Genomic DNA, 12416 nt, shown 5'->3' on the forward strand with positions numbered 1-12416 from the left:
AGTTCTCGACCAGCACGACGCGTCCGACTGGCTCCCCTTCGGTGGTCACTACCGATAGGCCGATCAGGTCGGCATGGTAGTATTCGCCATCCGCCAGCGGCGGCAGCGCCTCGCGCGGCACCGTCAGCACCGTGCCACGCAGCGCCTCCGCTGCGGTCCGGTCGGGCACCTCGGCAAAGCGCGCGATCGTGCCGCGCAATGCGGTCAGCGTCAGCGCACCGCCATTGAAGATGGTGAACGCGGACAGGTCGTCGGCGAACACCTTCAGCCGCACCTCGCCGCCGATGCCATGCGCGCCGGTGATCGCGGCGAGGACGATCTCGCCCGGCGCCGGCTCAGCTCTGCGGAGAGCCGGGCCGGGGCGCGGGGGTACCGTCTCCGCCTTCGGCCGGCTCCTCGGTGGAGACGCCCTGGTTGGGCGCGGCTTCGGTGGCATCCTCATCGTCATCGGCGGAGGTGCGGGGATCGGGTCCGGTCGGCGGCGTGGTGGCCATGGGCTTGCTCTCCTTCACGGGAGAGAAAGCCGCGCGCGCCGACCGGTTCCGGTCCTTACTGCTCGGCGGTCGCGTCGGCGACCTGCTGGCCCTCTTCGGTCGGCTCGGCCGTCGCAGCTTCCACCTCGGCGGCGACCACCGCCTCGGCCTCGGCTTCCTGCTGTGCCTTTAGCTTCTCGGCACGCTCCTCGGCGCGCTCCTTGGCCTTCTCGCCCGGCTCGGCCTTCTTCGGGTTGTTACGGGCCGCACGCTCCTTGACGCCGGCGACGTCGAGAAAGCGGGCGACGCGGTCGGTCGGCTGCGCGCCCATGCCCAGCCAGTGCTTGGCACGCTCGCCGTCCAGCACCACCCGCTTCTCGTCGTCCTTGGCGAGCAGCGGGTTGTAGTTGCCGATCTTCTCGATGAACTTGCCGTCACGCGGGCTCCGCGCATCGGCGACGACGATGCGGTAATAGGGACGCTTCTTGGAGCCGCCACGCGACAGGCGAATGCTGAGTGCCATGGTAAGTCTTTCTTCCTTCTGAGTTTTCGTGTCGAGATTACTTGCGGAACTTGCCCTTGCCGGGGAGGCCCGGCGGCAGGCCGGGCATGCCGGGAAGTCCGGGCATGCCGCCGCCTACCTTGTTCATCATGTCGCCCAGATCCTGCCCGCCGATCGCGCCGCCCAGGCCGCCGAGGCCGCCCTTCCCCAGCATCGCCATCATCCCCTTCATGCCGCCCATCTTCTTGATGCGCTTCATGGCGGTGGACATTTCCTGGTGCATCTTGAGTAGCTTGTTCACGTCCTGAACCGTGGTGCCGCTGCCCTTGGCGATACGGATCTTGCGCTTTGCGTTGATCAGCTCGGGCTTCGAGCGTTCCTTCTGGGTCATGGAGGTAATCATCGCGTCCATGCGCAGCAGGATCTTGTCGCCGCCCACCTGATCGACCGCGGCCTGCGCCTTCTTCATGCCCGGGATCATGCCGGCGAGCGCGCCCAGCCCGCCCATCCGGCGCATCTGGGACAGCTGGCTGCGCAGGTCGTCCATGTCGAAGACGCCCTTGGCCATCTTCGCGGCCATCCGCTCGGCGTCTTCCTGCTGGATCGCCTCGGCGGCGCGCTCCACCAGGCTGACGACATCGCCCATGCCCAGGATGCGCCCGGCGACACGCGACGGCTGGAACGCCTCCAGCGCCTCCATCTTCTCGCCGGTGCCCGCGAACTTGATCGGCTTGCCGGTCACGGCACGCATCGACAGCGCCGCGCCGCCGCGTGCATCGCCGTCCATCCGGGTCAGCACCACGCCAGTGAGCGGCACCTGCTCGGAGAAGCTGGTGGCGACGTTCACCGCATCTTGGCCGGTCAGCGAGTCGACGACCAGCAGGATCTCCTGCGGCGTGGCGATCTCCGCCACCGCGCGCATCTCGTCCATCAGCGCCTGGTCGACGTGCAGCCGGCCCGCGGTGTCGAGCATCAGCACGTCGAAACCCTGCAGCTTCGCTGCCTGGAGCGCGCGCCGCGCGATGTCGACGGGCTGCTGGCCCGCGACGATCGGCAGCGTCTGCACCTCGACCTGCATGCCGAGCGTGGCGAGCTGTTCCTGCGCGTTGGGGCGATTGACGTCCAGCGACGCCATCAGCACCTTCTTGCGCTCGGTCCTGCTCAGCCGCCGCGCGATCTTGGCGGTCGTGGTGGTCTTGCCCGATCCCTGGAGACCGACCATCATCACCACCGCCGGCGGGGTGACGCCCAGCTCCAGCGCCGCGCCCTCGGGCGCATCGCCGCCGAGCATCTCGACCAACGCGTCGTTGACGATCTTGACGACCTGCTGCCCCGGCGTAACCGAGCGCAGCACGTTCTGGCCGATCGCCTTCTCGGTTGCCTTGTCGACGAACTCGCGCGCCACCGGCAGCGCCACGTCCGCTTCCAGCAGTGCGATGCGCACTTCGCGCATCGCCTGGCGCACGTCCGCCTCGGTCAGCGCGCCGCGGCCGCGCAGCCGGTCGAACACTCCACCAAGACGATCGCTCAGGCTATCGAACATGATCACTCCAATCGACCGACACGCGCCACAACGAAAAAAGCGCCGGCGGGCGAAACCTCGCCGGCCAGCGTGCACCCTCGGGCGCTTCGTCCTGTGCGTTCCCGTCGGAACCGGCGCGCCCTAGCGCAAAGGCGCAACCATCGCAAGCATCACGGGTTTAACTTCTCGGCAAGGTAATCCGTGCGACGTTCACATCATGAGCGTCGCGTGGCCCTTTGCCGAGCCCCATAACAGCGGGCGCACGCTGGTTGCGATCACCGCCGTGGCGCTCGCCCTGTTCGTCGGCCTCGCCGGCCGCGTGATCGCCGGATCGCCCGCGAACAACGGCACTTTGCTCACCGCCCTATTCCTCAACGTCGCGCTGATCCTGCTCGCCTGGCGCAAACATAGCGATCTCCTCGCAGAGGTGCACAGCCGGTCCGAGGCGGAGGCACGTGCCGCACTGCTCGCCGCGCGCGACCCGCTCACCGGGCTGCTTAACCGCCACACCTTTGCGGAAGAGACCGGCGCGCTGCTCGGCGCCGCTTCGCAGCGCGGGCAGGCCGTGGCGATGCTGGTCGTCGACCTCGATCAGCTCAAGACGGTCAACGACACCTATGGCCATGCCGTCGGGGATGCGCTGCTCGTCGCGATCGGGTCGGTGCTGCGCGCAGAACTGCCAGGCACAGCGCTCAGGGCGCGGCTTGGCGCTGACGGGTTCGGGTGTGCACTGGCGTTCGATCCGGCGCGGCCGGGCATGGTGGAGATGCTCGTCGAGCGCCTGATCGCCGCGCTATCGCAGCCGTTGGACCTTCCTGATCAGCGCCTGCTCGTCTTCGCGGCGATCGGCCTTTCCCGCTCCGACCGCGATGGCGCGTCCGCAGATGCGCTGATGCGTTCGGCCGAGATCGCGATGTGCACCGCACGCGGCACCGGACGCGGCTACGCCTGGTTCGAGGCGGCGATGGAGCAGGCGGTCCGGCGCCGCGCCGCGCTGGTGGAGGGTCTGCGCACTGCGGTCGCCAACGGCGACGTGGTCCCCTATTTCGAGAAGCAGATCGATCTCGCCACCGGCCGCATCGTCGGCTTCGAGGTGCTCGCGCGCTGGGACAGTCCGGAGCTTGGCACGGTCAGTCCCGACGTGTTCGTTCCGCTCGCGGAGGAGAACGGGCTGATCGGCGAACTGTCGCTCTGCGTGATGCGCCAGGCCTTTGCCGCCGCGCGAGACTGGGACGGCGCGATCACGCTGGCGGTCAACATCTCGCCGCATCAGCTGCGTGATCCCTGGCTGGCGCAGAAGGTCATCAAGACGCTTACCGAAACCGGCTTTCCCGCCGCCCGACTAGAGATCGAGGTCACCGAAAGCGCGCTGGTCGACAATCTGCCTCTCGCCCAGTCGATTGTCGGCAGCCTCAAGAACCAGGGCGTGCGGGTCGCGCTGGACGATTTCGGCACCGGCTATTCCAGCCTCGCCCACCTGCGCGCGCTGCCGTTCGATCGGATCAAGATCGACCGCAGCTTCGTCGCCTCGCTGACCGAGAAGCCCGACAGCGCCGCGATTGTCACCGCGATCATCGGCCTTGGCGAAACCCTGAACCTCGCTGTGACTGCCGAGGGGATAGAGGACGAGGCCAGCGCCGCCCGCCTCGCCGCCCAGGGCTGCTCCCGCGGCCAGGGTTATCTGTACGGCCGACCGATGCCGCTGGCAGAGGTCCGCGCCCTGCTCGCCGGTGTTCCGGGGGGCGAGGGGGCGGTTGGACTGCGCCGCGCGCTGTAAGCCGCGCGTGGACTTGGCCGCCTGCGGTCCCTAGATCGCCGGCATGCAAGATCGCACTGGTCCCGTCGTCTCGCTCGGGTGCCGCCTCAACATCGCCGAGGGTGACACGATCGCCGCGATGGTCGGCGGCGGCACGTTCGTGGTGAACAGCTGCGCGGTCACAGCCGAGGCGGTGAAGCAGACCCGCGCCGCGATTCGCCGCGCCCGCCGCGCGCATCCCGCTGCCGAACTCGTGGTGACGGGCTGTGCCGCGACCATCGACCCCGCCGGCTTCGCTGCCATGCCAGAGGTCGACCGGATCGTCGGCAATGCGGTGAAGCTCGCCCCGGCCAGCTGGAATGCCGCCGGTGGTTTGCAGCGGCTCGCCGCCAGCACCGGCACCGTCCGCGCGCATGTTGCGGTGCAGACCGGCTGCGACCACGCCTGCACCTTCTGCACCATCCCCGCGGGCCGCGGCGCCAGCCGCTCGGAGCCGGTCCAAACGGTGGTTGCCCGCATCACGGCGCTGGTGGCACAGGGCACGCGCGAGGTGGTGCTGACCGGCGTCGATCTCACCAGCTGGGGCGCCGACCTCGCCGGCGAGCCGTCGCTTGGCCGCCTGGTCGAGGCGATCCTGTCCCGAACCACGCTTGAACGCCTGCGCCTCTCCTCACTCGACTCGATCGAAATCGATCCGCTGCTTTTCGACCTTGTCGCCTCCGAGCCGCGAGTGATGCCGCACCTCCACCTTTCGCTCCAGGCCGGCGACGACCTGACGCTCAAGCGGATGAAGCGCCGCCACTTGCGCGCCGATGCGATCCGGCTGGTTGAGCGCCTGAAGGTCCGCCGCAACATCGCGATCGGCGCGGACCTGATCGCCGGCTTCCCGACCGAGAGCGAGGCGATGTTCGCCAACACGCTGGCGCTGCTGGACGAGTGCGATATCGTCCATGCCCACATCTTCCCCTATTCGCCCCGCCCCGGCACCCCCGCCGCGCGAATGCCGCAGGTCGAGCCGGAGGTCCGTCGCGCCCGCGCCGCCCGCCTGCGCGAAGTGGCGGCCACCCGTAAGGCAGCGTGGCTCGCCGAGCAGGTCGGCACCTCGGCGTCGATCCTGGTGGAGAAACCCGGCGATCGCGGCCATACGCCCGGCTTCGCCGAGGTCCGCCTCGTCAGCCCCTCCACCGTCGGAGAGATCGTGCCCGCCCGCCTGACCGCCGCTTCCGACCACCTTATCGGCATTCTCGCATGACCGACCAACGCGCCTCCTGGCACGAGAAACTGCTCGGCGGATTTCGCCGCACGTCCGACCGGCTGGTCGGCAACCTCGCCGGTCTCGGCACCGCGCGGCTCGACGACGCCACGCTCGACGAGATCGAGGAGTCGCTGATCGCCTCCGATCTCGGGCCGGAAACCGCCGCGCGCGTCCGCGCCCGCCTCGCCGAGGGCTCGTTCGAGCGCAACATGGAGGAGCTCGGCATCCGCCTCGTCGTCGCCGAGGAGGTCGAGCGCGCGCTCGCCCCCGTCGCCAAGCCGCTGGAGATCGAGGCCTTTCCGCGCCCGCAGGTGATCCTGGTGATCGGCGTCAACGGCAGCGGCAAGACCACCACCATCGCTAAGCTGGCGCACTACCTGACCGAGCTCGATTATGCTGTGATGCTCGCCGCCGGCGACACCTTCCGCGCCGCCGCGATTGGCCAGCTCAAGACCTGGGCGGACCGGGTGGGCGTGCCGATCGTCACCGGACCGGAGGGCGGCGATGCCGCCGGCATCGTCTGGGACGCGGTCAAGAAAGCCACCGAGATCGGCACCGACGTGCTGATCGTCGACACCGCCGGCCGCCTCCAGAACAAGCGCGAGCTGATGGACGAGCTCGCCAAGATCCGCCGCGTCCTCGGCCGCCTCAACCCTGCTGCGCCGCACGACGTTGTGCTGGTGCTTGACGCCACGACCGGCCAGAACGCTTTGAGCCAGATCGAGGTGTTCAAGGAGGTCGCCGGCGTTACCGGCCTGGTGATGACCAAGCTGGACGGCACCGCGCGCGGCGGCGTGCTGGTCGCGGCGGCGGAGAAATACGGGCTGCCGATCCATGCGATCGGCGTCGGCGAGGGCATGGCGGACCTTCGGCCATTCGACGCGAACGAGGTCAGCCGGATCATCGCGGGTGTGGAGGGGCGGTAGTCCACTCCGTTCCTGGTGAGGAGAGACTGAGCGCAAGCGAAGCCTGTCCTGAGCACCTGCCTTGGCAGGCAGTCGAAGGGGCTCGTCTCGAACCACCCGCGCGCTACAGTCCTTCGAGACGCGTCTTCGCTTCGCTCAGCCGCTCCTCAGGACGAACGGATGTTGCAATGACCAAACCCTCCCCCACCTTCCGCGCCGCGATCGACTACGGCCCGCTGGTCCTGTTCTTCGTTGTCAACTTTCTCGCCCCCGCCGGGCTGCTGGTACGGCTGGTATCGAGCACGTCGGACATCCTCGCCGGCCTGCCAGCTGACCAGGCGAAGACGATCGCGCGTGTGCTGGTCGCCACCGGCGTGTTCATGGTGGCCACTGTCGCGGCGATGATCGCCAGCCAGGTGCGACTCAAGCACATCGCGCCGATGCTCTGGATATCGGGCGGGCTGGTGCTGGTGTTCGGCGCACTGACCCTCTGGTTCCGCGACCCCCGCTTTCTTCAGGTCAAGCCGACCATCGTTTACCTGATGCTCGCCGCGGTGCTGGCGTTCGGCCTCCTCACCGGCCGGCCCCTGCTCCAGACCCTGCTCGAAAGCGCTTATCCGGGACTGCGACCGGAGGGTTGGCGCCGTCTGACGCGCAACTGGGCGCTGTTCTTCGTTGCCATGGCAATCGCGAACGAAGCGGTGTGGCGGACGATGGGGTGGGATTTCTGGGTCGGCTACAAGGTCTGGGGCGCGATCCCGCTCACCCTGCTGTTCGCGGTCGCCAATGTGCCGATGCTGCTGCGCCACGGCCTGCAAACCGAAGCGCCGGTGCCGCCGCAGGAGTGAGCAAGCCCTCACACGCAAAGGGCGCCGCCAGCCGGCGACGCCCTCCGTTGCTCAATCGTCAGCGCTCAGGCCGCGTCGAAGCGCCGCCCGGCCTCGTCCCAGTTCACCACGTCCCACCACGCCTTGAGATAGCCGGGGCGGTCGTTCTTGTAGGTGAGGTAATAAGCGTGTTCCCACACGTCATTGCCAAGGATCGGCGTGCCCTTCTCCTTGGCATCGTCCATCAGCGGATTGTCCTGGTTCGGCGTCGACGTCACCTTGAGCGCGCCCGAAGAATCCTTGATCACCCAGGCCCAGCCTGAGCCGAACTGGCCCGCACCCTTGGTGTTGAAGTCTTCCTTCAGCTTGTCGAGCCCGCCGTACGCATCGATCGCGTCCTTGAGCGCGCCGGACGGCTGCGTCGAACCCTTCGGCCCCATGATCTTCCAGAAGAAATCGTGGTTCCAATAGCCGCCGCCATTGTTGCGGACCAGCGGCGGCAGGCTGGAGATCATGCCGAGGATCTCCTCGATGCTCTTGCCCTCCAGCTTGGGGTCGGCGGCGACGCCATCATTCAGCTTGGCGGTATAGGCGGCATGGTGCTTGTCATGATGGAAGGTCATCGTCTCCTTGGAGATGACCGGCTCCAGCGCGTCATAGTCGTACGGCAGCGGGGGAAGTTCGAACGCCATGGGGTCCTCCTTGTGGCGGGTTTGCTCGGGCAAACGCGTGCGCCGTCCAATGGCTCCGGACAAATCGTTACGCAACCGCTCCGATCAGATCATGACGCCGCAGCGCGTGGCGCAGCTGATCATAGGTGAGGCCCAGCGCCTCGGCGGTGGCGCGCTGGTTGTAACGCTGCTCGGCGAGCGCCTGGCTCAGCAGGTCCTTCTCGAAGCGGGCGACACGCGACTTGAAGTCGGACGGCCCCACCTCGCAGGCGGCGACCTCGTCGTGCGAGTCCGCCTCCTGCTCGGCCTCTGGGGCCGAAGCGGGCGCCTTCGCCGCCACCGATCGCGGCCGATGCGGCGAGGCGAATGGATCGAACTCGATCTGCGCGATCGGCTCCGCCCGCTCCCAGCGATACACCGCGCGCTCCACCACATTGCGCAGCTCGCGCACGTTGCCCGGCCAGCGATATTGAACAAGCTGCTCGGTCGCCTCGGGCGTGAACCCCCACCAGCGCTCCCATCCCATCTCCGCCGCCATCCGGCGCCCGAAATGGTCCGCCAGCACCGCCACGTCGCCGCGCCGCGCGCGCAGGGGCGGCAGCGTCACCACCTCGAAGCTGAGGCGATCGAGCAGGTCGGCGCGGAACTCGTGCCGGTCGACCTTGTCGGGCAGATGCTCGTTGGTCGCCGCAACGATGCGCACGTCCACCCGCACCGGCCGCGACGAGCCGATCCGGGTGATCTCGCCATATTCCACCGCGCGCAGCAGCCGCTCCTGCGCCCCCATCGAAAGCGTGCCCAACTCGTCGAGGAACAGGGTTCCCCCGTCCGCTTCCTCGAATCGCCCCTGCCGCTGCTTGGTGGCACCGGTGAAGGCGCCCGCCTCGTGCCCGAACAGCTCCGCCTCGATCAGTGTCTCGGGCAGCGCGGCGCAGTTCATCACCACCAGCGGCTGGTCCCAACGGGGCGACAGCCGGTGGAGACGCTCGGCCACCAGCTCCTTGCCCGTCCCCCGCTCGCCGATCACGAGCACCGGCCGGTCGAGCGCGGCGGCGCGACTGGCGCGTTCCAGCGCGTCGAGGAAGACGCCCGATTGGCCGAGGACCTGAGTCTGCCGTTCCATGCGCCGATGCTTGGCGCAAAATCCCAACCGTTCGCAAGGGGTGTCTCGCGCCACCCAAGCACCGTGACCCCGGGCTTGACCCGGGGCACCGCTTTCTACTTACTGCAAGCATCTGAGAAACAATAAGAAGCGGGATCGCGGCTCAAGGCCGGGATGACGGACCGCAAAACTGGCACGCTCTTCGCAATACCCTTGGCATCCCGCTTCACGCGGCCCGAAACGCCAAGGAGACCCACGATGACCGCCACCAACCGCTTTGCCGCCCTCGCCCTCACCATCCTCGCCAGCGCCACCCTGCTGGTCGGCGCGGTCGGACCCGCGGCGCAGCAGGGCGCCGCCCAGATCGTCCGCACGATCGCTTGACCGCGATCGTCCGGGTGGACCAGCCTACCCCCCGCCCCTCCCCGGCGTTAAACTGGGCCGACTATCTGCCATCGAGGAGTGATTTGATGGGCATCTTTTCCCGGACCCGCGACATCGTCGCCGCCAACTTCGCCGAACTGCTCGACAAGGCGGAGGACCCGGCGAAGATGATCCGCATGATCATCCTCGAGATGGAGGAGACGCTGGTCGAGGTCCGCGCCTCCGCCGCGCGCACCATCGCCGACCAGAAGGAGATGCGCCGCCACATCGCCAAGCTGGAACAGCTCGAATCGAACTGGACCGAAAAGGCCGAGCTGGCGCTCTCCAAGGAGCGCGAGGACCTCGCCAAGGCGGCACTCGTCGAGCGGCAGAAGGCCAGCGACATGGCCGACCAGCTAAAGGCCGAGTGTGGCGTCCTCGACGACGCGTTGCGCGCGTCGGAGGAGGACATCGCCAAGCTCCAGGGCAAGCTGCGCGAGGCGCGCAACAAGCAGAACGCCATCGCCACCCGGCTGGAGACCGCCAACAACAAGGCCCGCCTGCGCGAGATGTGGAACGGCCCCAAGACGCACGAGGCGTTCAGCCGCTTCGACGTGCTGGAGCGCCGCGTCGACGAGGCCGAGGGCCGCGCCGAGGCGATGGGTCTGGGCGCCCTTCCCAAGAGCCTGGAGGAGGAGATCGCCGAGCTCAAGGCCGCCGACAAGGTGGATGCCGAGCTCGCCGCGATGAAGGCCCGCCTCAGCAAGAAGGAGGGATGAAATGGAAGATATCCTGGTCCCCATCATCGTCATCCCGACGATCTTCATCGGGCTTCCCTGGCTGATCATGCATTATATCACCAAGTGGAAGCAGGCGCCGAAGATCACGCCGGAGGACGAGAACCTGCTGGACGAGATGTTCACTCTCGCCCGCCGCCTCGAAGAGCGGGTCAATACCGTCGAGCGGATCGTCGCCGCCGACAATCCGGATTTCAAGCCCGGCATCGCCGACTATCGCTCGGGCACCGACTACCGGCTCGAAGGCCGGATCGACAGGAGGAACTGATGGTTGATAGCCGCACCAAGTTCTACCTCGACAAGCAGAACGCCAAGTGGAAGGGTGTCTGCGCGGGAATGGCCGATTATGCCGGCATCGACGTGCTCTTCGTCCGCATCGGCCTGGTCCTGCTCACCGTCGCCGGCGGCTTCCCGTGGACGCTCATCGCTTATTGGATGATCGCCTGGTTCGCCGACGCCAAGCCGATCGGTCTCTACACCAGCGAGGCCGATGCCAAGTTCTGGCAGGGCGTGCGCACCAATCCGAAGCGCTCCACCGCCGAGGTCCGCGCCAAGTTCCGCGAACTGGACCGCCGCCTCGCCGACATCGAGCTGCACTACACCAGCCGCAACACCCAGCTCGCGCAGGAAATCGAGAGCCTGCGCTGAACGCCGCGGCGAGAGGGAGACGCAACATGGACATGCACGGACCCGGCTTCGTGGTCGCGATCATCATGATCTCGCTGACCGCCTGGCTGCTCAACAACTGGATCCGCGCCCGCCACGGCTATTCGGTCAGCGACGATTGGGGGCGCAACCTTTCCAAGGAAGACCCCGCCGCCGCGCGCAAGGTGGAACTGCTCTCGAACGAGAACGCCCGCCTCACCGGCCAGATCGGCCGCCTGGAGGAGCGGATCGCGGTGCTCGAACGGATCGCCACCGATCCCGCGACCCGCACCGCGCACGAGATCGAGAGCCTGCGCGACCGCGCCAACTGAGGGGACCGTCCATGAACAAGATGGCTTTCGTGCTCGCCTTCTTCATGATCGTGGTCGGCCTGCCGGTGATCCTCGGCGTCGGCGGCGACATGTTCAAGCGCTGGCTGAAGCACAAGGAGAAGATGGCGGACGCGCTTAATGCGCAGACCGCGGAGAAGGCGGCGCAATATGCTGCCCACACCGAGCGGCTGGAGCAGCGCGTGCGCGTGCTGGAGCGGATCGTCACCGACAAGGGACTGGAGATCTCCGACGAGATCGAACGCCTGCGCGATCTTCCCGCCCCCGCTTCACGGCCGCTCAATTAGGCTCAAGGAAAAAGGAAAAGGGAATGCCGTGGTCCGTCGCCTTCATGGTGGTCGCCATCGTTCTGATCGTCTCGATCTCCCGCGTCGCCAAGGCGCGCGACCGGGCGATGCTGAGCGGCCCGCCTGCCGACAGCGCCGACGCCGCCCGCATGCGGGAAGAGATGCAAAGGCTCAAGGAGCGCGTCCAGGTGCTGGAGCGCGTCATCACCGACCAGCGCAGCAGCATGGATCTCCATGGCGAGATCGAGCGGCTGCGCGATCGCTGAGGAGGATATGATGTCCGATCCAAACCTCTACGTCACGCTCGCCGCCTCGGGTCTCGCCGGCCTTGGCATGTTGGTCTACGCGACGCTCTCGGGCTTCCGCGGCTGGCTCGCGCTCAAGCAGCAGGAACTCGGCCGCATTGCTGCGCCCGAGATGCCCAGTGCCGGCGCCCGCATCGAGATCGCCGACCTCAAGGAGCGTATCCGCAAGCTGGAGGCGATCGCCGCCGGGGTGGAACTGTGAGCGACGCCCCCAAACCGAACCGGCCCGAGCCCACCGGCCCGCTGTGGACCTTTCACCTGCCCGACGCGACCACCTCGGTCGCTTCCGCCGCGGGCTGGACGGTTGCGGGGGCAGCCACGCGGCACTACCCGATCGCGGATGACCGATCTCGACGCGATCCGCGATGAATATGAGTTCCTCGACGCGGACGACCGCTACCGTCTGCTGATCGACCTGGGCCGCGCGCTCGAACCCATGCCAGAGCCGCTCAAGACCGACGCCACCCTGGTCCGCGGCTGCTCCGCCTCCGTCTGGGTCTATCCCACCCGCCGGGACGACGGCACGCTCCACTTCCTCGCCGACAGCAATGCCGCGATCACCAAGGGCATCATCGCCCTGGTCCTCGCCACCGTACAGGACCGCCCCGCCGCGGAGATCGCCGCCGAGGACATCGAGGGCGCGCTTGCCCCGTTCG

At 67.9% G+C, this 12416-nt stretch carries 19 protein-coding genes; 13 read left to right on the forward strand and 6 right to left on the reverse strand.

Annotation, left to right across the window (positions count from 1 at the left end; genetic code table 11):
- The 4 genes from rimM to ffh all read right to left on the reverse strand — a co-directional run.
- Nucleotides 1-274, reverse strand: a 274-nt coding sequence (rimM, locus tag ACFDTH_RS14840; RefSeq protein ID WP_375288334.1) for a ribosome maturation factor RimM, incomplete at its 3' end; no start/stop codon positions are given.
- Nucleotides 275-335: 61 nt separating this feature from the next.
- Nucleotides 336-494, reverse strand: coding sequence for a hypothetical protein (locus tag ACFDTH_RS14845; RefSeq protein ID WP_375288335.1), 159 nt, complete (start codon nt 492-494; stop codon nt 336-338).
- A gap of 55 nt (nt 495-549) precedes the next feature.
- Nucleotides 550-996 (reverse strand): 30S ribosomal protein S16, encoded by a 447-nt coding sequence (gene rpsP / locus ACFDTH_RS14850; protein ID WP_375288336.1) that lies wholly within the window; start codon nt 994-996, stop codon nt 550-552.
- Between the two features lie 37 nt (nt 997-1033).
- Complete coding sequence (gene ffh / locus ACFDTH_RS14855; RefSeq protein WP_375288337.1) at nt 1034-2518, reverse strand: signal recognition particle protein; 1485 nt, start codon at nt 2516-2518, stop codon at nt 1034-1036.
- A gap of 196 nt (nt 2519-2714) precedes the next feature.
- Here ffh and ACFDTH_RS14860 point away from each other — a divergent pair, with 196 nt between their 5' ends.
- From ACFDTH_RS14860 to ACFDTH_RS14875, 4 genes are all read left to right on the forward strand, one after another.
- Nucleotides 2715-4274, forward strand: a complete 1560-nt coding sequence (locus ACFDTH_RS14860) for a putative bifunctional diguanylate cyclase/phosphodiesterase (protein ID WP_375288338.1) — start codon at nt 2715-2717, stop codon at nt 4272-4274.
- A 43-nt stretch (nt 4275-4317) separates the two neighbouring features.
- A complete protein-coding gene (locus ACFDTH_RS14865) occupies nt 4318-5505 on the forward strand; it encodes a MiaB/RimO family radical SAM methylthiotransferase (RefSeq protein ID WP_375288339.1) in 1188 nt (395 codons plus the stop codon).
- On the forward strand, nt 5502-6434 hold the full coding sequence (gene ftsY, locus ACFDTH_RS14870; protein ID WP_375288340.1) for a signal recognition particle-docking protein FtsY: 933 nt from the start codon (nt 5502-5504) through the stop codon (nt 6432-6434). Before ACFDTH_RS14865 ends, ftsY begins: the two co-directional genes overlap by 4 nt.
- A gap of 167 nt (nt 6435-6601) precedes the next feature.
- Nucleotides 6602-7261 carry a septation protein A gene (locus ACFDTH_RS14875; protein WP_375288341.1) on the forward strand — a complete coding sequence of 220 codons (660 nt, stop codon included), beginning with the start codon at nt 6602-6604 and terminating at the stop codon, nt 7259-7261.
- Between the two features lie 65 nt (nt 7262-7326).
- Here the strand turns inward: ACFDTH_RS14875 and ACFDTH_RS14880 are convergent, their stop codons facing one another.
- Nucleotides 7327-7932 carry a superoxide dismutase gene (locus tag ACFDTH_RS14880; RefSeq protein ID WP_375288342.1) on the reverse strand — a complete coding sequence of 202 codons (606 nt, stop codon included), beginning with the start codon at nt 7930-7932 and terminating at the stop codon, nt 7327-7329.
- Nucleotides 7933-7999: 67 nt separating this feature from the next.
- Nucleotides 8000-9034: a phage shock protein operon transcriptional activator gene (gene pspF, locus ACFDTH_RS14885; RefSeq protein ID WP_375288343.1), complete on the reverse strand. Its 1035-nt coding sequence runs from the start codon at nt 9032-9034 to the stop codon at nt 8000-8002.
- A 237-nt stretch (nt 9035-9271) separates the two neighbouring features.
- On the opposite strand from pspF, the gene ACFDTH_RS14890 reads away from it, so the two are divergent.
- The 9 genes from ACFDTH_RS14890 to ACFDTH_RS14930 all read left to right on the forward strand — a co-directional run.
- Nucleotides 9272-9397, forward strand: a complete 126-nt coding sequence (locus ACFDTH_RS14890) for a hypothetical protein (protein ID WP_375288344.1) — start codon at nt 9272-9274, stop codon at nt 9395-9397.
- Nucleotides 9398-9483: 86 nt separating this feature from the next.
- On the forward strand, nt 9484-10155 hold the full coding sequence (gene pspA / locus ACFDTH_RS14895) for a phage shock protein PspA (protein ID WP_375288345.1): 672 nt from the start codon (nt 9484-9486) through the stop codon (nt 10153-10155).
- 1 nt (nt 10156) lies between these two features.
- Nucleotides 10157-10441: an envelope stress response membrane protein PspB gene (gene pspB / locus ACFDTH_RS14900; protein ID WP_375288346.1), complete on the forward strand. Its 285-nt coding sequence runs from the start codon at nt 10157-10159 to the stop codon at nt 10439-10441.
- Nucleotides 10441-10821, forward strand: a complete 381-nt coding sequence (pspC, locus tag ACFDTH_RS14905) for an envelope stress response membrane protein PspC (RefSeq protein WP_375288347.1) — start codon at nt 10441-10443, stop codon at nt 10819-10821. The genes pspB and pspC overlap by 1 nt, the downstream gene beginning before the upstream one ends.
- 26 nt (nt 10822-10847) lie before the next feature.
- Nucleotides 10848-11150 carry a hypothetical protein gene (locus tag ACFDTH_RS14910; RefSeq protein ID WP_375288348.1) on the forward strand — a complete coding sequence of 101 codons (303 nt, stop codon included), beginning with the start codon at nt 10848-10850 and terminating at the stop codon, nt 11148-11150.
- An 11-nt stretch (nt 11151-11161) separates the two neighbouring features.
- Entirely contained in the window at nt 11162-11455 is a 294-nt protein-coding gene (locus tag ACFDTH_RS14915; protein ID WP_375288349.1) for a hypothetical protein, read from the forward strand.
- A gap of 23 nt (nt 11456-11478) precedes the next feature.
- Nucleotides 11479-11721: a hypothetical protein gene (locus tag ACFDTH_RS14920; protein ID WP_375288350.1), complete on the forward strand. Its 243-nt coding sequence runs from the start codon at nt 11479-11481 to the stop codon at nt 11719-11721.
- A 10-nt stretch (nt 11722-11731) separates the two neighbouring features.
- Nucleotides 11732-11962, forward strand: coding sequence for a hypothetical protein (locus tag ACFDTH_RS14925; RefSeq protein WP_375288351.1), 231 nt, complete (start codon nt 11732-11734; stop codon nt 11960-11962).
- A gap of 138 nt (nt 11963-12100) precedes the next feature.
- A partial coding sequence (locus ACFDTH_RS14930) for a SufE family protein (RefSeq protein ID WP_375288352.1) occupies nt 12101-12416 on the forward strand: 316 nt, incomplete at its 3' end.

The sequence above is a fragment of the Sphingomonas sp. genome (assembly GCF_042096255.1).
GTDB lineage: Bacteria > Pseudomonadota > Alphaproteobacteria > Sphingomonadales > Sphingomonadaceae > Sphingomonas.